18 protein-coding genes and 2 pseudogenes are annotated in these 19,335 nt (G+C 69.2%); 5 read left to right on the top strand and 15 right to left on the bottom strand.

Features of this window, described 5'->3' with window-relative positions:
• Positions 1-304: 304 nt before the first annotated feature.
• On the bottom strand, positions 305-1,381 hold the full coding sequence (locus tag AB0H93_RS09040; protein ID WP_358569795.1) for a substrate-binding domain-containing protein: 1,077 nt from the start codon (positions 1,379-1,381) through the stop codon (positions 305-307).
• Between the two features lie 92 nt (positions 1,382-1,473).
• On the opposite strand from AB0H93_RS09040, the gene AB0H93_RS09035 reads away from it, so the two are divergent.
• On the top strand, positions 1,474-1,896 hold the full coding sequence (locus AB0H93_RS09035) for a MarR family transcriptional regulator (protein ID WP_358569792.1): 423 nt from the start codon (positions 1,474-1,476) through the stop codon (positions 1,894-1,896).
• Between the two features lie 4 nt (positions 1,897-1,900).
• Here AB0H93_RS09035 and AB0H93_RS09030 read toward each other — a convergent pair whose 3' ends face one another.
• From AB0H93_RS09030 to AB0H93_RS09010, 5 genes are all read right to left on the bottom strand, one after another.
• Positions 1,901-2,551, bottom strand: a complete 651-nt coding sequence (locus tag AB0H93_RS09030; protein WP_358569789.1) for a formylglycine-generating enzyme family protein — start codon at positions 2,549-2,551, stop codon at positions 1,901-1,903.
• A gap of 31 nt (positions 2,552-2,582) precedes the next feature.
• Positions 2,583-3,029 (bottom strand): helix-turn-helix domain-containing protein, encoded by a 447-nt coding sequence (locus AB0H93_RS09025; protein WP_358569786.1) that lies wholly within the window; start codon positions 3,027-3,029, stop codon positions 2,583-2,585.
• 161 nt (positions 3,030-3,190) lie between these two features.
• Positions 3,191-4,462, bottom strand: a complete 1,272-nt coding sequence (locus tag AB0H93_RS09020; protein ID WP_358569783.1) for an MFS transporter — start codon at positions 4,460-4,462, stop codon at positions 3,191-3,193.
• Entirely contained in the window at positions 4,459-5,643 is a 1,185-nt protein-coding gene (locus AB0H93_RS09015; protein WP_358569780.1) for a M20 family metallopeptidase, read from the bottom strand. Before AB0H93_RS09015 ends, AB0H93_RS09020 begins: the two co-directional genes overlap by 4 nt.
• Before the next feature lie 114 nt (positions 5,644-5,757).
• Positions 5,758-5,949: a DNA-binding protein gene (locus AB0H93_RS09010; RefSeq protein WP_132493631.1), complete on the bottom strand. Its 192-nt coding sequence runs from the start codon at positions 5,947-5,949 to the stop codon at positions 5,758-5,760.
• Between the two features lie 132 nt (positions 5,950-6,081).
• Between AB0H93_RS09010 and AB0H93_RS09005 the strand changes: the two genes are divergently transcribed.
• Positions 6,082-7,578 carry a long-chain fatty acid--CoA ligase gene (locus AB0H93_RS09005; protein WP_358569777.1) on the top strand — a complete coding sequence of 499 codons (1,497 nt, stop codon included), beginning with the start codon at positions 6,082-6,084 and terminating at the stop codon, positions 7,576-7,578.
• Between the two features lie 58 nt (positions 7,579-7,636).
• Here AB0H93_RS09005 and AB0H93_RS09000 read toward each other — a convergent pair.
• The 3 genes and pseudogenes from AB0H93_RS09000 to AB0H93_RS08990 all read right to left on the bottom strand — a co-directional run bounded on the left by AB0H93_RS09000 (position 7,637) and on the right by AB0H93_RS08990 (position 10,113).
• Positions 7,637-8,103: pseudogene (locus AB0H93_RS09000) on the bottom strand ((2Fe-2S)-binding protein).
• A gap of 15 nt (positions 8,104-8,118) precedes the next feature.
• A pseudogene (locus tag AB0H93_RS08995) lies at positions 8,119-8,999 on the bottom strand (molybdopterin cofactor-binding domain-containing protein); the annotation flags it as partial.
• 430 nt (positions 9,000-9,429) lie between these two features.
• Entirely contained in the window at positions 9,430-10,113 is a 684-nt protein-coding gene (locus AB0H93_RS08990; protein WP_358569774.1) for a GNAT family N-acetyltransferase, read from the bottom strand.
• A 276-nt stretch (positions 10,114-10,389) separates the two neighbouring features.
• On the opposite strand from AB0H93_RS08990, the gene AB0H93_RS08985 reads away from it, so the two are divergent.
• The 3 genes from AB0H93_RS08985 to AB0H93_RS08975 all read left to right on the top strand — a co-directional run bounded on the left by AB0H93_RS08985 (position 10,390) and on the right by AB0H93_RS08975 (position 12,871).
• Positions 10,390-10,776, top strand: a complete 387-nt coding sequence (locus AB0H93_RS08985; RefSeq protein ID WP_358569771.1) for a VOC family protein — start codon at positions 10,390-10,392, stop codon at positions 10,774-10,776.
• Between the two features lie 100 nt (positions 10,777-10,876).
• Positions 10,877-11,167: a hypothetical protein gene (locus AB0H93_RS08980; protein ID WP_358569769.1), complete on the top strand. Its 291-nt coding sequence runs from the start codon at positions 10,877-10,879 to the stop codon at positions 11,165-11,167.
• Positions 11,168-11,269: 102 nt separating this feature from the next.
• On the top strand, positions 11,270-12,871 hold the full coding sequence (locus tag AB0H93_RS08975) for an SMI1/KNR4 family protein (RefSeq protein WP_358569766.1): 1,602 nt from the start codon (positions 11,270-11,272) through the stop codon (positions 12,869-12,871).
• A 66-nt stretch (positions 12,872-12,937) separates the two neighbouring features.
• Here the strand turns inward: AB0H93_RS08975 and AB0H93_RS08970 are convergent, their stop codons facing one another.
• From AB0H93_RS08970 to AB0H93_RS08945, 6 genes are all read right to left on the bottom strand, one after another.
• A complete protein-coding gene (locus AB0H93_RS08970) occupies positions 12,938-13,132 on the bottom strand; it encodes a DUF397 domain-containing protein (RefSeq protein WP_358569763.1) in 195 nt (64 codons plus the stop codon).
• 21 nt (positions 13,133-13,153) lie between these two features.
• Positions 13,154-13,984, bottom strand: a complete 831-nt coding sequence (locus tag AB0H93_RS08965) for a helix-turn-helix transcriptional regulator (protein ID WP_358569760.1) — start codon at positions 13,982-13,984, stop codon at positions 13,154-13,156.
• Between the two features lie 1,042 nt (positions 13,985-15,026).
• Entirely contained in the window at positions 15,027-15,353 is a 327-nt protein-coding gene (locus AB0H93_RS08960; protein ID WP_358569757.1) for a hypothetical protein, read from the bottom strand.
• On the bottom strand, positions 15,350-17,350 hold the full coding sequence (locus AB0H93_RS08955) for a hypothetical protein (protein ID WP_358569754.1): 2,001 nt from the start codon (positions 17,348-17,350) through the stop codon (positions 15,350-15,352). The genes AB0H93_RS08960 and AB0H93_RS08955 overlap by 4 nt, the downstream gene beginning before the upstream one ends.
• Positions 17,347-18,081 carry a toll/interleukin-1 receptor domain-containing protein gene (locus AB0H93_RS08950; RefSeq protein ID WP_358569752.1) on the bottom strand — a complete coding sequence of 245 codons (735 nt, stop codon included), beginning with the start codon at positions 18,079-18,081 and terminating at the stop codon, positions 17,347-17,349. Before AB0H93_RS08950 ends, AB0H93_RS08955 begins: the two co-directional genes overlap by 4 nt.
• 34 nt (positions 18,082-18,115) lie before the next feature.
• Complete coding sequence (locus AB0H93_RS08945) at positions 18,116-19,315, bottom strand: helix-turn-helix domain-containing protein (protein WP_358569749.1); 1,200 nt, start codon at positions 19,313-19,315, stop codon at positions 18,116-18,118.
• Positions 19,316-19,335: the final 20 nt, after the last annotated feature.

Below are 19,335 nucleotides of genomic sequence, written 5' to 3'. Positions count from 1 at the left end.
TTCCTGCTGAAATAGTTCCATGTGAAAATAAAACGGTGTGCGAAGCGAGTCAAGCGATGGGCGGCCTCGCCGCGAACGTCGTTCGGAGATCAAGGAAATCGAGCGGCCCCTGCGCCAGTGCCGAGCAGCTGGAGTGAACGGCCTGTTGGTCTCGTCTAGCGAGGTGAACGGTCCGTTCGCGCACGGACCCAGTGCCATGGGGGTGAGGTGAACGGCCTGTTCGTATCGATAGGCGAGGTGAACGGTCCGTTCGCTCGTTGCCGTCGCGGATGTGCCGCCGCGCGAACGAGATCCGGGTTCGAGGTCAGAGGCGGGTGATGACGTCGAAGTCGTAGCCGTCGGCCACCGCCAGGTGGACGTGCTGGGCCGCCTGGTGGCCGCGGAACTCGACCGTGCCGCGCGGGCCCTGGTAGGCGGTTCCGTCGATGGCCGCGTTGAACTCCGCCATGCGGGCCGAGCCCGCTCGCCGCGCCAGCTTCGCCAACGTGCGCAGGCCCTCGTAGCAGGATTCGGCGGCGTTGTTCAGCGGCGGCGCCGACGGGCCGTGCAGCCGGGTGTACGCGCCGAGCAGGTCCATCGCGTCCGCCGTGGCCAGCGACCGGAAGTATCCCGCCGAGACGAACAGGTTCCGGGTCGCGTCCAGGCCGCTGGCGAGCAGCATGCTCTCCTCCATCAGCGGGCTGAAGCGCACCAGGCGTTCGTGCAGGCCCTGCGCGGCGAAGGCGCGGTTGAACCGGACGGCGTCCTGCCCGACGAGCAGCATCAGCACGCCGTCGCACGGGGAGTCGGCCAGTTGCCTGGTCACCTGCCGCATGTCGCCGGTGCCCAGGCCGACGAAGGTCTCGCCGACGATCCGCAGGTCCAGTTCGCGCGCGAAGGCGCGGACCGCGGCGGTCGAGCCGCGCGGCCAGACGTAGTCGTCGCCGACCACGAACCAGCGGCGCACGCCGGCGTTGTCGCGCAGCCACCTCAGTGCCGGGGCGATCTGGAAGCGCGGCGTCTCGCCGGAGCAGAAGATGCCGGCGCGCCGCTCGCCGCCTTCGTAGAGCGAGGTGTAGACGTAGGGCACGCGGTCGGCCACGGTCGGCGCGATCGCGTGCCGCACCGAGGAGATGTGCCAGCCGGTGACCGCGTCGATCTCCCCGGCCGCGACCAGCCTGCCGACCTCCGCGGCGACCTCGCGCGGCGGCGCGCCGCCGTCCACGACGTGCACGGCCACCTCGCGGCCGAGGATCCCGCCGGCGTCGTTGAGCTCCTGCACCGCGAGTTCGGTGATCGCCTCGCAGGACGGGCCGAACAGGCCGGCCGGGCCGCGCAGCGGGATCACCATGCCCACGCCCCACCTCGCGGCGCGTTCGCGCACCGCTGGGCCGAATGCCATTCGCGGCTCCGAAAATGGCGAGAGTCTCGATCGCTTCCAGGTGGAAGTCTTACGATTCTCGCGGGGTAGCGCAAGAGTGAGGATCGGGGAGCATGGCAGCAGGTGACGTCGCGGCGAGTCCGCCGCTGACCAGGACGCTGGCCCGGGCCGCGCGCGCGGTCACCGCGAGCGTCGAGCAGGTCGTCCGGCCGGCGGGGCTGACCTTCGACCAGTGGCTGGTGGTGGAAACCCTGGCGGCGGAGGGAAGTCTGGCGATGGCCGAGCTCGGTGAGCGCACCATGATCACCGGACCGACCCTGACCCGGCTGGTGGACCGGCTGGTCACGACGGCCCTGGTGTACCGGGAGGTGGACCCGGCGGACCGCCGCAAGGTCCTGGTGCACCTGAGCCGCCGGGGCGAGGGGCTGCACCGGGAGGTGGCGCCGAAGGTCGCCGAGGTCGAGCAGCACCTCCTGGGCGGTCTCAAGCGCGCCGGGTCGGTGCTGGAAGCCCTGGAGGGCATGGCGGAGCGCTGACGCGTCAGCGCGAGCGGGCGAGCCGGAACCCGAGGTCGTCGGTGCGCAAGGTCGGGTGGCTCTTGCGGCGGCACGACGCGCGGCATCCCCGTGGCGGGTCGCACCAACCGCCGCCGCGGAACACCCGGTACGGGCCGTAGACCTCGGGCTCGTAGACGTCCCAGCACCATTCCCACACGTTGCCGATCATGTCGTGGAGGCCCCACGCGTTCGGCGCCCTGGTCGCGACCTCGTGCACCTCGTCGCCGGAGTTGCCGCGGTACCAGGCGATCTCGTCCAACTCTCCATAGTGGACCCCGGAGGTCCCGGCGCGGCAGGCGTGCTCCCACTCGGCCTCGGTCGGGAGCCGGTAGCCGTCGGCGGACCAGTCGCAGGTCGCCTCCCGCGCGTCGGGGTCGTCGCCGATCGAGTAGCAGGGTTGGAGTCCCGCCGCTGCCGAGAGCAGGTTGCAGAACCGGACGGCCTCCTGCCAGCAGACCTCGGTGACCGGCGTCCGCGGCCCCGCCGGACTCGCCGGCGCGTCGCCGGTGACGGCGCGGTACAGCTCGCGGGTCACCGGGTGCGCCGCCAGCAGGAAGTCGCCGACCTCGACCGGCCAGTTCGTCTTCGTGCCCTCGTCCCGCAGGACGATTTCCCCGCCCGGGACGGCGATCATGCGCGCCGCCATCCTCAGATTTGCTGGTGGCTCAGGCATCGTCGGGCTCCCCGGCGAGCAGCCCGTTGTCGCCTTCGAGCACGGCGTCGAGCAGGTGCAGCAGCTCGGCGGTCGCGGCGGCGCCGCCGAGGATCACGATCTTCAGGCGGCTGCGCTCCTCGTCGTGGACGGTCTGGATGCGCAGCGGGTGCGGGGCGCCGTTCGCTTCGGCCTGGACGAGCGTGCCGATGCGGTCGGCCGCGGCGCGGTCGACGCCGTCGATCTGCACGATGCTCGACACCTCCACTGCCCCGGCGGGCCGGCCGGATGGGGGCTGCGGGCGGCCGGTCAGCGCCTCCAGGTCGGCGCGGGCGATCCGGTACTGCTTGCCGATCCGCACCGCCTTGAGCCGCCCCGAGCGGATGTAGCCGCGCACGGTGCGCACGTGCAGCCCGAGCCGATCGGCCACCTGCTCGGCTGAGTACATTTCTTCCTTCATCATTACTCAACATAGGTCACATAGGGAGCGATGGGGAAGTATTCGGCACTATGGCGCGCGTCATGAGGGGCTGTGTGCGGGGGCGCCGGTTTCGCGCGAAACCGGCGCGCAGACCAAGTCCCCGGCGGTCTCCACGGCGGCACGAAGACCTGCCGACGGCGTCAGTCGAGGGCGATGTTCTTGGTCTCCGGCATGCGGTACGCGACCACGGCGCTGATCAGCAGCAGGATCACCGCGTAGCCGAGGAACACGTCGCCGCGGCCGCTGCTGGCCAGCCAGGTCTGCAGGTACGGCGCGCTGCCGCCGAACGCCGCCGTCGCGATGGCGTACGGGAAGCCGGCGCCCGCCGTCCGCATCCGGGTCGGGAACAGCTCCGCGTACACCGTGGGCATGATCGCCGGCCCCGGGGCGATGACCAGCAGCGCGATGATCATCGCGACCGCGAACTGCCAGATCTGGTCCTGGATCAGCCAGCTCAGCGGGTAGATGACCATGGCGCTGCCCACGAAGGACATCAGCAGCACGGGCCTGCGGCCGATGCGGTCCGAAAGCGCCCCGAACAGCGGCAGGACGAGGATGAACACCGCGTTCGCCAGGGCGCCGACCCACAGCGCCGCGGACGGGTCCAGGTGGTGGACGCTGATCGCCTGCGCGGGCGCGGAAACCACCCAGGTGTAGAACACCACGGTGCCGCCGACGGTCAGCCCGATCACCCGCAGGCACGCGGTGCGCTGCTCCCAGAAGCTCCGCCACAGCGGCGGCCGGTCCGTCGCCCGCTGCCGGTCGAAAACCTGCGTCTCGGCCAGCCGCAGCCGCATCACGAGGGTGTAGAGCCCGACGACGCCGCCGAGCAGGAACGGCACCCGCCAGCCCCAAGCGCTCATCGCGCCCGGCGGCAGCACGCCCGCCAACGCGGCGGCGAGCGCGGAGCTCGCCAGGATTCCGCAGGTTCCAGAGGTGTAGACGAGGCTGGACCAGATCCCGCGCCGGCCGCGCGGCGCCATCTCCGCGATGTAGGTCTGCACCGCGGGCATCTCGCCGCCGTGTCCGAGCCCCTGGCACAGCCGGGCGACCACCAGCAGCAGCGCCGCCCCGATGCCGATCGACTCGTACGTCGGTGCGATGCCGATCAGCAGGCTGCCGCCGGAGGCCAGCGCGATGGAGCCGACCATGGCGGAGCGGCGGCCGATCCGGTCGCCGAACCAGCCGAACAGCAGCCCGCCCAGCGGCCGCATCAGGAACCCGACGGCGAAGATCGCCAGGCTGGACAGCACGGCGCTGGTGCTGTCGTGGGCGGGGAAGAACTGCGCGGCGAAGAACGGCGTGAAGACGGCGTAGGCGTTCCAGTCGAACCACTCCAGCGCGTTGCCCGCTCCGGTGCTGACGATGGTCCGCCACTTCCGGGGCGTTGCGCGTTCGGCCTCGGTGATCAAGGCTGCCTCCCGGCCAGGCGGCGGATGGCGAGCTCGGCGTAGAGCGCGGCGCCGTCGGCGAGCACGCTGTCGTCGAAGACGGCGAACGGGGAGTGGTTGTCCGGCGCGGTGGCCGGATCGCGGTCCGGCGGGCACGCGCCCAGGAAGATGAACGCGCCCGGAACCTGTTCCAGCACGCGGGAGAAGTCCTCGCCGCCGGTGACCGGGCGGTCCAGCCAGGAGAACCGGTCGCCGTGGGCGTCCGCCGCGACCTGCGCGGCGAACTCCGCCTCGGCGTCGTCGTTGATCGTGGCGCGCACGTACTCGGTGAGGTCCACGTCGACCTCGACGCCGTGGGCCGCCGCGATGCCGTTGCACACGGCGGAGATGCCCGCCCAGACCGCGTCCCGCGAAGGGGCGGAGAACCAGCGCAGCGAGCCGTCGAAGACCGCTTCGCCGGGGATCACGTTGCCCGCGTCCCCGGAGTGGAAGCTGCCCACCGTCAGCACCACGGTCTCGAACGGATCCACGGTGCGCGCGACCAGCGCCTGCAGCGCGCCGACCATCTCGCAGGCCGGGGCGATCGGATCCTTGGCGCGGTGCGGGGTGGACCCGTGGCCGCCCGCGCCGCGCACCGTCACCCGGAGCAGGTCGCCGCCCGCCATGAGCGGGCCGCGCCGGGTGGTGAAGGTCCCGAGGTCGTGGCGCGCGGCCTGGACGTGCATGCCGTACGCGGCAACCGGGTGCGATCCGGAGGCCTTCAACACGCCTTCGGTGATCATCTTCCCTGCGCCGTCGCAGCCCTCCTCGCCGGGCTGGAACATCAGCACCACGTCGCCGGCCAGCTCCGCGCGCCGCTCGGTCAGCAGCCGTGCGGCGCCGACCAGCATCGCGGTGTGCAGGTCGTGCCCGCAGGCGTGCATCCGGCCGTCGATCCGGGAGGCGTAGTCCACGCCGGTCTGCTCGGTCACGGGCAGGGCGTCCATGTCGGCCCGCAGCAGCACCGTCGGGCCCGGGCGCGCGCCGCGCAGCACCGCGGTGATGGAGCTCAGCCCGCTACCGGTGGTGATCTCCAGCGGCAGGCCGTCCAGCGCGGCCAGCACTTTTTCCTGGGTTCGCGGCAGATCCAGCCCGACCTCGGGTTCGGCGTGCAGCTGCCGCCGCAACCGCACCAACTCGTCCTGCAGCTCGCGTGTGGACAACGGCAGTCCCCTCATCTCATGATCACGTCACGGTCAGGATGACCGCCCGCCGCCCGGGGGGCACCAGAATGTCGGGAAACCGTTGCGGAAGCGCGGTTGCGTGCAGGAAAACGATCAGGACAGCGACAGGCCGAGCTCTTCGAGCGATTCCTGCAGCCGGGACAGCGCCTTCGGCCCCATGCCGTGGAGCTTCTTCAGCTCGGCGGCCGGAACGCCGTCGAGCTGCCGCAGTTCGGTGTAGCCGGCCGCGTTCAGCGCCCTCGTCGCGGGCGCGCCCACACCGCGGGGAAAACCGGAGTCCGCCATGCCCGAGATCGTAGCGCCACCTGACCGGCATCTTGTGTGCCAGATCACCCTTGCGTAGGCTGTAACCATACCGACTGGTCGGTACCGACTTGTCCGGGCGACACCGCCGTTCCCCGAACCGACGGAGTGGGCATGGGATTCAACCTGGCGACGATGCTGCGCGAATCTGCGACCGAGCGGCCCGAGCGGCCACTCCTGCACTTCGGCGCGCGGTCCATCACGTACCGGGAGGTCGACGAGCTCAGCGGGCGCGTCGCGGCCGGACTGCAGGCGGCCGGGCTGCGCCGCGGCGACAAGGTCGTCGTGCACCTGCCGAACGTGCCCGAGTTCCTGTTCGCCTACCTGGGCATCCTCAAGGCCGGCCTCGTGATGGTGCCGCTGAACCCGATGCTGCGGGCGTCGGAGATCGCCTACCACCTCGCCGACAGCGAAGCCACGCTGCTGATCACCTTCGAGTCCTTCGCGGACGAAGCAGTCAAGGCCGCGGACGGGATACCGGTCTACGTCGTCGGCTCGGCGGCTCCCAGCGGTACGAAGCCCTTCGAGGAGCTGTGCGCGACCGAGGACACCGGCGAGATCACCGCCGTGGAAGCCGACGACACGGCGGTCGTGCTCTACACCAGCGGCACGACCGGTCAGCCGAAGGGCGCCGAGCTGACGCACTTCGAGCTGTTCATGGCCTGCACCGTCGGCGGCGAGCGGTTCGGCGTCTCCGAGGACGACGTGAGCGTCGTGGTGCTGCCGCTGTTCCACGTGTTCGGGCTGGTCACGGTGCTCGGCCCGGTGATCAGGTTCGGCGGCTCGGCGGTGCTCATCCCCAAGTTCGAGGCCGGAGCCGTCCTGGACGCGATCGAGCGGCACCGCTGCACGATCTTCTCCGGCGTGCCGACGATGTACTTCGCGCTGCTCGGCGCGGATCTCGCCGGCCGGGACCTCTCCTCGCTGCGGGCCGGGATCTCCGGCGGCGCGGCGATGCCGGAGGAGGTGCTGCGGGAGTTCGAGCGGAAAGTGCCGGGCATCGTGGTGCTGGAGGGCTACGGCCTGTCCGAGACCGCCGCCGTCGCGACGTTCAACTGCAGCGCGGCGGAGCGCAAGATCGGCTCGATCGGCCGGCCGCTGTGGGGCGTCGAGGTGAAGATCTTCGACGAGGACGACCGCGAACTGCCGCCCGGCCCCGAGCACATCGGCGAGGTGGTGATCCGCGGCCACAACGTCATGAAGGGCTACTACAAGCGCCCGGAGGCGACCGAGGCGGCGTTCCGCAGCGGCTGGTTCCACACCGGCGACCTCGGCTACCGCGACGAGGACGGCTTCTTCTTCGTCGTGGACCGGAAGAAGGACCTGATCATCCGCGGCGGCTACAACGTCTACCCGCGCGAGGTGGAAGAGGTGCTCTACGCCCACCCGGCGATCCGCGAGGCGGCCGTGATCGGCAAGCCCGACTCGCGCATGGGGGAGGAGATCGTCGCGGTGGTCGCGTTCCAGCCCGGCAGCAGCCCGGACGCGGACGAGCTGATCGCGTTCAGCCGCGAGCGCCTGGCCGGGTACAAGTGCCCGCGCGAAGTCCGGGTCCTGGACGAACTCCCCAAGGGGCCGAGCGGCAAGATCCTCAAGAAGGCCCTGCGGTAGCGGCGAGGGCGGCGGTTTCGCGCGAAACCGCCGCCCGCACCCGAACGGTCGGGTGGGGTCACATCTTCGCGGCGCCGGACTTGATCGCCTCGCGGATGCGGAAGTACGTGCCGCAGCGGCAGATGTTGCGGATCCCGTCGATGTCCGCGTCGGTGATCTCGCGGCCTTCCGCGGCGGCCCGGCGGACCAGCGCCACGGCGGCCATGATCTGGCCCGGCTGGCAGTAGCCGCACTGCGCGACGTCGTGCTCCAGCCACGCCTCCTGCATCGGGTGCAGGTCCTCGCCGGCGAGGCCTTCGATCGTCGTGATCTCTCGCCGGGCCCGACGTCCTTGACCTGCACGGAGCACGGGTTGAACGCCTTGCCGTTGAGGTGGCTGGTGCACGCCTTGCAGACGTTGATCCCGCAGCCGTACTTCGGTCCGGTCACGCCGAGGACGTCGCGCAGCACCCACAGCAGCCGCACGTCGTCGGCGACGTTCACGGTGACCTGCTCGCCGTTGAGTCGAAAGGTGTGCTCTGGCACGGGATCTCCTTGGCGTCAGCGCGCGTGGTCGAGGCCGTCGGTGGGCGACTGCGGGATCGGCGGCACGGTCGGCTTGGGCTCGAAGCCGAGGGTGCCGTGGTTGATCGGGAAGTTGGTGGGCATCTTCCCGGTGGCGCGCCCGTAGGCGCAGGCGACCGCCGCCATCGACGCGGCGACGCCGAGCTCCCCGGCGCCGCCTGGCTCGCCGGTCGTCGGCGGCATCACGATCACCTTCAGCTCCAGCGGGGTGTTCCACTGCCTGGTGTAGAAGTGGTTGTCCCAGCTGGCTTCGAGGAAGTGCCCGTCCCGCAGGTGCATGCTGGAGGTGAGCGCCAGGGCGATGCCGTCCATGACGCCGCCCATCATCTGCGCTTCGAGCCCGCGCGGGTTGACCGCGAGCCCGACGTCGACGGCGAAGATCGCCTTGGTGACGCGCGGCCCGGCCACCCCGTCGCGGATCGGGCGGTCGACGGTCTCCGGCGGGCAGTCGATCTCGACCAGCGCCGCCTCACGCCGTGGTACTCGGCGTGGAAGGCGATTCCCTGCGCCATGCCCGCGGGCATCTCCCGGCCCCAGCCGCCGGCCTCGGCGACCTCGTCCAGCACGGCCCGCGAGCGCTGGTCCTGCAGGAAGTCGCGCCGGAACCGGTAGGGGTCCTTGCCCATTCGCGCCGCGAGCTCGTCGACGATCAGCTCCCGGGCGCAGGTCACGTCGGGGGAGTAGATGTTGCGCATGCTGCCGGTGTTGAAGCCCTTGTCGGTCTCGTTGAGCAGCTGCGTGGCGACGCCGAAGTCGTAGGGCATCGACTGGGTGAGCTGGAAGATGGTCTGGGCGAAGGTGAAGTCGCCGACGGGCAGCTGCGCCGACATGGCGGTGAGCACCTCGCCGAGACCGTGCCGTCGTCGTTGACCGCGACGGTGATCAGGTTCGAGGTCGGCCGGGCGGCCTCCGTCAGCAGGTCGTTGAGGTCGAGCAGCTCGGCCACGCCCGGCGACGGCAGGACCGCCTCGGCGCGCGGCGAGAGGCCGAGTTCGGCGGCGGCGACCAGGGTGGGCGCGGCCAGCACGTAACCGAGGAACCGCCGTCGCCCGAGGACGTTCGCGCCGGATTCCTGGGGTCCATGATCAACACTGGTCATCGGCGATCCCCTCCGCCGGGCGGGCACCCCGTTGGGCCCGGCAACCGAACGCGAGCCGAGCAGACGGCGCAACGCCGTTCGGCCAGCGGAACTGTAACGACGATCATTGTCGAGGTCAACGCGCCGCTGGAAGGGTGCGCCGTGCGTACTTCGTGCTGCTATGGCAACACGAAGTGCGCACGGGTCCGTCAGGCTTCCGGAACCCGCACGGCGGAGAAGTACAGCCGGTGCCGCAGCCGGAAGCCCATCGACTCGTAGAGCCGGATGGCGCCGGTGTTGGAGGCGACCGTGTGCAGCAACGGCTTCTCGCCCCGGGCCCGGATGCCGGCGACGACGGCCCGCATGAGCCGGGTGGCCAGGCCCTGCCCGCGGAACGCCGGGTCGGTGCAGACCGCGCTGATCTCCGTCCAGCCGGGCGGGTGCAGCCGCTCGCCGGCCATCGCGACGAGCTCGCCACCGCGCCGGAACCCCAGGTACGTGCCGAGTTCGACGACGCGCGGCAGGAACGGCCCGGGCTGGGTGCGTTTGACGAGGTCGAGCATCTCCGGCACGTCCGCCGCGTTGAGCCGCACCGCCTCGTCGTCCTCGGCCCCGACCACGCCGTCGTCGACCAGCTGCACGCCGGGGAGCCGCTCCACGACCTCCCAGCCGGGCGGGGGCGTTCGCGCCCGCCCGGAGAAGGGGACCACCGCGCCCGGCCCGGCCAGCGCAGCGACGTCCCGCCAGCCGTCGTCGCCGAACTCGTCCGGAATGGCCAGGAACGGCGCCATGTCGACGGGGTAGCGCAGCACCTGCCCGTGCTTCTCGGCGAAGCCGGCGTGCGGGCCGGTGAGCGAAGCCCACGCGGGGTTGTCGAGCGGCGACGTGGTCATCGACCACTCCTTCCGGCGAAGTGTTCGGTGCCGCCACATTTTCGCGCAGCGGCGCGTGGTTCGAGCATCCCCGGTCTTGCCGTACCAACACGTGAGAACCCAACTGCGGGACGGATGATCGGGCTCGGTTGCTCGGGGACGACGCGCCCCGTACCTGACTGTGACCCGGGGCAAACGCGCTTGACGCGCCGGACCCCGTCGTGATCTGATCCGGTCAGCGTCGCGTGTCGGTGGCAGGCTGTGCCAGGCATGGAGGCGCGGGTTCGAAAGGTCTTCATGACCACTCTTTTCAATCACACGATCGTCGCCGCGCGCGACAAGCAGGAATCGGCGTCCTTCTTCACGGAGATGTTCGACCTCCCGCCTGCGGAGCCGGGCGGCCCCTTCCTCACGGTCCACCTGGACGCGGGCGTGACGCTCCAGTTCGCGGAGCCGGGCATCGAATTCCCGCCGCAGCACTACGCATTCCTGGTCGCCGAGGAAGATTTCGACGGCATCTACGCCAGAATTCAGGCGGCGGGCCTCGAACACTGGGCGGACCCGCAGAGGAAGCTCCCGCAGCAGTACAACACGAACCACGGCGGCCGTGGCGTCTACTTCTGCGACCCGTCGGGTCACTACCTGGAGGCGATCACCCGACCGTACGGCGCGGATCTGAACTGATCTAAGTGGACGGTCGAACGCGGCCCGCCCGGTCCTCGCGCCGGGCGGGCCGCGCGGCTGGTAGCGTCCGGTGAACTCCGGCCGAAGGGACTGGTTCGCGATGACCGCCGAGCACCCCGAGGTTCCGCCTGACGGGGAACGCGATCACAGCCTGCTGATCAGCGAGGAGCGGCAGCGGGATCTGCTCTCCCAGCTCGTCGAGATCGAGCACGAGATCCGCCGGGTCACCCTCGACGCGGCCGGGAACGGCCCGGCCAACCGCGCGGCCGCCGAAGCTCACCTCGCCGAGTTCACCGAGTTGACGAAGCGTGCGCGTCGTGCCGTCCGCAACGCGGTCACGGTCGAAGAGCGGATCGCCCACCTCGACTTCGACGTCGACGAACGGCCCTGAAGCACCGGAACGAACGCGCCCCGAGGCCGCTGCACCGAGACTGTCGGCACTGGGTGCTAGAACCCGTCGGAAACGATCACCGATCTGAACGGGCGCATTCCAATGGGACGTCATCGGCGGGAAGCCGACACCACCGAACTGCTCAGCGGCATGGCCGCCCGGGTCGCGGAGAACGCTCCCGAGGGATGGCGGCGAGCGTGGGCGAGCGTTCACCGGGACGAGAACAGTGCCCGCAGCAGTGGCATGCAGTACGAGCTGGCCGACGGCGAGCTCCGCGACGGTGGTGTGGATCTGTTCAAGGAAGCGGGAGCCCTGTTCTTCGCGACCAAGCCGTGGCCGGATCACCTGGCCGTCGAGCTGGCCGTCGAGCCGTCGGGCGAGTTCGAGGCGATCACCAGCCGGTCGCTGATCCGCACGCAGCACCAGCCGGATCGCCTGCTGCTCGTGCTCAAGCCGGATGTCCTGCCCGCCGAGCCAGGGAACGAGCAGGAGGGCCCTGCGGACCCGACGTTCGCGGGTGATCCGGACGAGGCCGTGCGGCTGCTCCAGGAGTACCTCCGGCTGCGCGCGGAGATCTTCGACGACGGGGAGGAGGAAGAGGAACTGCCTCCTCCGCTGGACGAAGCGACGCGCGCCGAGCTCATGGCGGGCCTGGACGTCGCTCTGCCTCCCGATCTGGTCGCCCTGTACGGCGTGGCCGACGGCGACGACGGCGAGGACCTCAACATCTTCGACACGCACTCGTGGACCGGCCTGGAATTCGTGGCCGACCACCCCCACCACCGGCACGACGGCGACTGGACCGACGATCCGCTGACCGTTGCGGCGTTCGAGGCGATACCGCCGGGGAAGGTGCGCCGGTCGATGAGCCGCGATGGGTGGATCGTGATCGGGGTCAACGGGGACGGGGACTTCCTCGCCGTCGACATGGACCCGGGCCCCGCGGGCCGCCCGGGACAGGTGATCATCATCGGCGGCGAGTACGAAGGAGCTCCCGTCTACGTCGCCGACTCGGTGACGACGCTGCTGCGCCGCCAGGTGGAGGCGCTCGAACGGGGCGACTACGAGTTCGACCACGGCCGCCTGTTCGTCGACGCCGACACCCCGCGCAAGTGGGAGTACCTGGAGTCGCTCTCGTGGAATGCCGACGACCACGGCGGCTCCCTGACCGGAATGCCCGGGGAAGTCCAACGCGTCACGGCCTGGAAGGCCGACGGGATCGACCTGGAGCCGGCGCGCCACGCGCCCCTCCTGCGGGACGTGGTGCTGCGCGGCCAGGGCGCACCCGACCTGAGCCCGCTCCGAGACGCGTCCCTGGAGAGCCTGACGCTGGAACTGGGCTCGATCGACCCGACTCCGCTGTCCGGCCACCCGACGCTGCGCAACCTGACGATCCGCTCGCAGAGCCCGGTGGACGTCGCCGTGCTACCAACACTTCCGCGGCTCCAAGGCCTCGACCTGGCCCGCGCCGAGGTGACCGACATGGCGCCGGTCGCGAGGCTGGAAGGACTGCTGCTCCTGTCCCTGACCTACGAGCAGTGGGCGCGGCTCTGGGAACTCGGCGCCGAGCTGCCATCGCTGGCGGCGGTCGCGCTGGGAGGAAACCCCACGCCGAACCAGATCGACGAGTGGACGAACCACTTCACGGGAACGCTCCCGAAAGACCACGAAAAGCACACCGGCCGCTACGAAATCCGCTTATGACCAGCCAAAGAACAACGTGAAGGCGAACTGCGCCCGGCCGGTCGGTCATGCCGGGCGCAGCACCCATCAGCCGCTGAACCTGTCGGCCTTGATGGCGTCGAGGAACACCGCCCATTGGTCGGCCGTAGCGGTTAAGTACCCGGCAGCACGGTTCTTCGTGTCTCGGACACCAGCTCCACCAGCAACGCGCCCAACCTCAACGCACTGCTGAGCTCCACCGCTGTAGCTCGACTTGCGCCAACCGGCACCACTCGTTGACATGCTCTTCCTGCCTCCCCGTTGCTACTGCATGTTCGTGCGGTAGCGATCGAGCAACGCAAGCGTCTCCGTATCGGACAGTGCGTCGCTCTGCGCCTGATCGAAGGCGAGGTTATACGCACCAGTGGTCTTCACGTAGTCCGCGCCGGTCAGCGTCTCGACGTAGGCGATAGTCGCTTGCGCTCGCTCGATCCAGAGCAAGGTGAACGGGCAGCTCAGGCCAGCGTGCGGACCACGATCCAACGGAACGATGCGCAGGGAGACATTCGGTAGCTCGGCGATATCGCGAAGCCGTGCGAGCTGTGCGTTCATGACGTCCGGGGTCCCGACGCGGCGCAGCAGCGCTTCTTCGCCAAGTACTACCCAGACTTGCGGTGCGTTCTGCCGGAAGAGGCGGTTGCCGCGCTCTTCGCGAGCCTCGGCCATCCCCTCGATGTCGGCGGCGAGCACAACGGGAGAACGCGACAGTTGTGTCTTGGCGGTGCCCTTTGTTTGGAGCAGTCCTGGAATCTCGCTGTAGACCATACGGATCTCGGTAGCGGCCCGTTCCAGAGGAATGTATTGCTTGGCCCAGTCGTTGACGCGTTCTGGTGCCGCCCGACGCCGGGCCTCGGTGGCTAGCCGCATGACCTGCGAGGATTCGCGCCCTTGAACCCCGTAGCACGCAAGTAGTGTTGACAGCTCGCGCTCTGTGAGGCCGAGCATCCCATTCTCGATCTTGGAAAGCTTGCCTCGGTACCAGTTCAGGCGGCTGTTGGCATCGTCCAGGCTGATCCCCTTGGAGTCCCGCAGGGCGCGTAGCCGCTCGCCAAGGATGAGCCGTTGGACGACGGGGCCTGGATCTTCATCGTGCATGAACACAGTCTGCATGATCCGCTGACGCCCACTCAGCGTTGTCGGTTGAGTCTCAAGTTCACCCTATGGAGAGGCTGTATCTGCCGCTGAAAATTGAGTCTCAGTTGTAGTCTCAATACCACTGGAGATGTGGGGCGTACGGAGGTGGTTTGGTGCTCATTCCAGAGGCGCACGAGCGTCACTACTGGCTTCCGGTTCCGCGTGCGGGCGAGAGCCTAGGTGTCCGACATGCGTTCCGCGGCGCGCGTTGGGATGGCCGCCCTTCGGACACTGCTGTTTGCGGCACGAAGGTCGCGATGGCGAAACCGTCCGAAGTGGACTGGTACATGTTTCCAACCTGCATTGACTGCAACGAAACTTTGAAGTCGGAGCAGTGAACGATCGCCTGGTGCTCGCTGGATCGCAGCTGGTCTGTGGAGGGGCGGCAACGGGATCGGTAAGACAATCGTCTCAATTGGAAGGATCCGATGATGGTGTCCAGTGCCTGGATTTCCGTGTGTTGCTTGGTGGTTCTTTCGGCGTCATGGGGCTCGGTCTTGTTTCACGCGCAGCGGCCTCAGCACGCCGGGGCCGGGGAAGGTACGACCACGGTGTGGCAGTTGAAGGCGCAGATCGAGGCAGAGAACGCGCAGCGGGAACGGGTCGGGCGACATCGGCTCCGCGAGCCTGTCCCGGAGTCCATATCGGACAATCAAGCCGCCGGTGAGCGCGGTGAACCCTGGTCGGCTCCACCGCTGGAGTTGCAGCGACGCGTTCTGGAAGGACTCAGACGCATCTGAGACTCGGCTCGACGCCGTGCGCCCCTCCCCAATTCGGCGTCGAGCCTGCGGGCCGGGAGGTGCTCTGCCCCCGAAGCACCTCCCGGCCACCCCGAAGAACGTCACACGCTGACCGGGAAGTCGGGAACGAATGCATGCGCATACATGCCGAGAGGCTATCGAGGCCGGTTCGGGAAATCGTGCTGAGGTGAACGGACCGTTCGTGCCAGTAGACGGGGCGAACGGTCCGTTCACCTCACCAACCGCAGCGCTGGGCATCGCGCCTAGAGGGGCCGTGGTGCGTCGAACTTCTGGCGGACCTCCTCGGCCACTCCGGGGTTCCCGGCCGCTTCGATCAGCCGCGCGAAGCGGTGGGCCGTCAGGGCGCGCACCGGGTTGTCCCCGTACAGGCCGATCCGGTCCAGGACCACGCCGACGTGGTCGCTGGTGGTCCTGTTCCCGTGCATCAGCTTCCGGTAGACCCCGTACAGAATCGCGCCGAACAGCGGCACCGTGACCCAGGCCGGCCATCCCAGCAGCAGGCCGAGCAGGAGCGGGACGGCTGCCGCCAGCGCCAGGCCACCGTAGAGGATCCGGTTTTCCTTGCTCATCGAACGGCCTCCTCAGGCACGTGGTCGAACGTGTAGTCGGTCGAGTGCAGGCCCTGCGCCATGTCGATCAGCTGGGACAACCGGACGAAGACATCGGCGCGCCCGCTCGCGGTCCGGCTCCAATCGCGAGCGAGGACGTGCAGCGAACCGAGCAGGTGGAGGTGCTGGCTCGCCGCGTCCACCAGGATGCCGAGCAGCAGGTCGTGCGGCGCGGTCCGGCCGGCGGCGTCGAACCAGTGGCAGACGCGCTGCACGACGAGGTCCGGGCGGGCGAGCATGGTCTCACGCCAGCAGGAGCCCAGTTGGGAACGGACCGTGTGGTCTGCCGCGAGTGGCTGCGAACGCATGCTGGTGTCGGCCAGCCGCAGCGGATCCGCGATGGCGAGGAACAGGAAGTGGTCGACGGGCCAATGCTGCTGCTGATTCGCCAGGTCCGTCGTGAGTCTCTCGAGCAGCAGCCGCAGCAGTATCGGATCGCGCGAGGTCAGCTCGACGAGCGCCTGGTACGCAGTCGGGTTGCCAGTGCCGTTTTCGCGGCGGGCCCGGTGGTGCAGCCGGACCAGAGCTTGTTCCGGGTAGGTCGGTGCGATCACCTCGGTGCACACGTCCACCAGGATCTGCCCGACGTCATGGGGGAGGTCGTTGCGCCGCGACCACTCGTACACCAGGCGCCGGAAGAAGTAACCGTGGCGCTCGTTCCTCAGGCCTGTCAGGAGAGCTAGCACCCCGTAGTCACGCAGTGGGTTCGACGCTCCGTTCTGCCTGGGAAAGACCCACCGGTCGATCAGCCATTTCACGTGCCCCGGCGAGTTGGTGCGCAGCGCCTGCTCCACGAACCGGTCCACCAAGCTCTCCCGGTCCCGCCTGGTGAACTGCTCGATGCGGATGATGTCGTCCACCCACCGGCAGAACGGCTCCCGGAGATCCGGGTAGTTGTCCCAGAAGTGTTCGCGCAACGCCCGGTCGTAGCTGAGCCGGCTGAACTCGATCCGGTTGTTCCGCGCGACGTCGATGCTGAGATCGATGAGCTGGATGCGGTAGCCCTCCTGCTCCATCCGGGGCTCCTCGCGTCCGTCGAGGCTCAGCGCGCTCACCAGGCGGTGAGAGGCGAAGAAGACCGCGTCGCTCGACGCTCCACGGCACATAGCCGCGGCGAGCAGCACCGTCCGCCGACGACCGCCCGGCACCTTGCTCAGCTGTTCCGCCACCTCGTTGCTGCGGTCGATCCGGGCGGAAACCGCTTCGCTGAGCCAAGTCGAGACGTCGCCGCTGCGGTTCGTGTCCCGGGCTTGCACGACCATCTGCGCGAGGTTGGCGATCTCCGACATCGGTGCGGACAGGCTGCGTGCGAGTTCCTCCGAGGCCAGCTGCTGGACCGAGGGGAAGATCGACTCCTGTTCCAGGTGCCATCGCAGCACCGAGGCACCGCGCGGCCGGCCGATCCTGGCCTCGAACTGCGCCAGGTCCGAATCCAGTTGGTGCTTGCGGGAATCGGGCACGACTACGGCGAGGTAGCCGTTGCGCTGCTGGAGGATCGTGCGGAACGAAAGGAGATCTCGCTGCCGGGCGTGGAACACGTCCTCGCCGCTGTCCGAGAGGTCGAGGACGAACAGGTGGCCCGGCTGGACCTTTACCTCGTCCAGGCCCGGGTTCTGCGTGCGCGCCTCGTCATCGAGCACGGTGAAGGGGGTGCGGTCGTCGGCGAGCTCGTTCAGGAGCATCTTCGCCGCTGTGCGCCGACCGCTTCCCGGCGGCCCGGTGAGCACGACGGTGCGGGACTGCCGCAACATGTCCCGCGCTGCACCAAAGTTCTGCGGCGGCTCGAACCGGCGCTTGAGCCAACTCAGGTCGCCCTTCAGCGTCAACCGTGGCCCGCGAGCCTGCTCCTGGACGCTCTCGTGGATCGTGAAGTAGATCGGGTTGATGTTCTGATCGCCGGAGCCGGCGTGGATCGGGCTGCCCTGCGTGTCGTGGAACTCGTTGTTCGTTTCGGTCACCGGTCTTCACCCCGCTCCCGCTTCGAGCTGAACTTCTGGCGGATTCCGCCGGTGTTCTTGCCCGCGATGTAGTTCGCGCCGTCGCCGTAGAAGATGTTCTGGTCACCTTCGCCGCTGCTCACCGGTCCCGTCGGGCCGTTGAACGTCGTGGTGGTGATCGATCCGCCGTGCAGGTCGCGGAGCTGGATGGCGTTCCCGCTGACATGGCCGGTGATGGCGTTGTGCACGCCGTTGCTCGAAGGCGCTTTCGTCCACCGGTCCGGGAGATCCGGCACCAGGTCGAGGAGCTCGGCGGCGATCCGATCGAGGTCGTCCCCGGCGCTTCCGGTGTCGTAGGTGAGGGACTGGAGGTCGGCGAGCGATGTCAGAGCACGTGGCAGGTCGGCGGCCACCAGCCGAGGCAGCTTCCGTCCACACAGGATCGGGATGATCCGGGCTCCGCCGCGCTTGGCGTTCAGGATTTCCTTGCGGGTCCAGTCATCCTTGTTCTCAAGTGCGGGATTTCCGTCCCGATCACGAGCATCGAGCCACTTCGGTCCGATCAGCGCAAGCAGCACGCGTGCGCTGGAGGACGCCGTCGACAGCTCGGTGCGGAAGTTATCGCCGGGGCGGATGGACTTGCTGGCGCGGAATACCCGCTCGCGGCCGAACCGCGCCGACAGGTATTGCTCGATCGCGACCGCGGCATGTTCGCAGTCTCCGGTGCGGTAGTTGATGAAGATTTCAGGCATACGGGTACCTCACTTTTGTGGAAATGGCGGATTCTCAGGCAGTCTGGGTGTGCAGCGCGGCGACCAGCCGGGGTTGGAGCTCACGAACCGAGGGCGCGGTGTGGAACCGCGAGAGCACGCGCGCCACTCGCCGGAGATCGGTGCCGATGGTGGCGGAACTGACGGTGTCGACCACCCCGAGGACCTGCCCGAGCAGGGCGCAGGCGTGGTCGATGTCGCCCGCCGTGGCGTGCGCGAGGGCGCGTCGGACGCCGTAGCGCGCTTGGGAACGAAGGGCGTGCGACGGAACTCGTTCGACTTCCCGGTCGAGGATCAGCACCGCATCCCGTGGACGCCCCAGGTCGTGAAGACACCACCCCGAGACCATCGCGACGGGATCGGTCAGGTTCGACGTGCCGAGTACCGGTCCGGCATCGGGTTGGGCCGCGCTGAGCAGGTCGCGAGCTCGGTCGAGGCTCCGCATGCAGGCGTCGTAGTCTCCGGCCAGCGCGTGGCCCTGTGCCTCGCGCTGCGCCGCGAGTCCGCGAATTCGGGCCGACGTCGCGGTCCGCTGGGCTTGCTGAGCGAGGCCGATCGTCTCCCTTGCGTCTTCTTGGTACAGCGTGACCAGTGCTCTGCGGACCAGGGAGTACGCGGCCAGTGACCGGTCCTGTCCCGCGTCCGCGAGCTCCACGGCGCGGTCGGTCCACCACAGGGCGGCCGCGTCGTCACCCGACTCCTGAGCCATCCAGCCTGCGAACTCGGCATACCGCGCGCCGAGCACCAGAAGTTCCGCACTCGCTGCGGGTTTGGCGCGGGCGGCGAGTTCGCGGAGGGTGTGGGTCTGCGCGATGAGCGCGGGCAGCACCACCGAGGGGCTTGCCGTCTGCCCCAGCCTGCGGAACTGGTCGAACATGGTGCGGAACGTCGAGACCGTGCCGTCCTCGGCGATCGCGTGACCGCCGCCCATGCCGAAGGCGAGCACCGAGGCCGCGCCCGCCGCCAGCACCTGCCGCCGGTCCATCGGCCGGAACCAGCTCTTCCCGCCTGAATCGAGACTCATCAACCACACCTCACCGTCGCCGTTCACCTCGGGCAGCGGTGCTTCGGAAGACCGCGCGGGAACCAGGCCCGCGAGTTCTCCACCGGCTTCGAGGATCGAATCGCAACGCCGGGCGAAATCCGGTGTCGGCCGTTTCCCGCCGGTTTCGATCTTGCTGACGTAGCCCTTGCTGTAATGCAGCAGCGCGGCCATTCGAGTGAGCGAAAGACCGG

The sequence above is a fragment of the Saccharopolyspora sp. NPDC050642 genome, assembly GCF_040654735.1.
GTDB classification, from domain to species: Bacteria; Actinomycetota; Actinomycetes; order Mycobacteriales; family Pseudonocardiaceae; genus Saccharopolyspora; species Saccharopolyspora elongata.
Note: the sequence above shows the minus strand (reverse complement) of the source record. Positions and strands in the feature narration are given on the sequence as shown.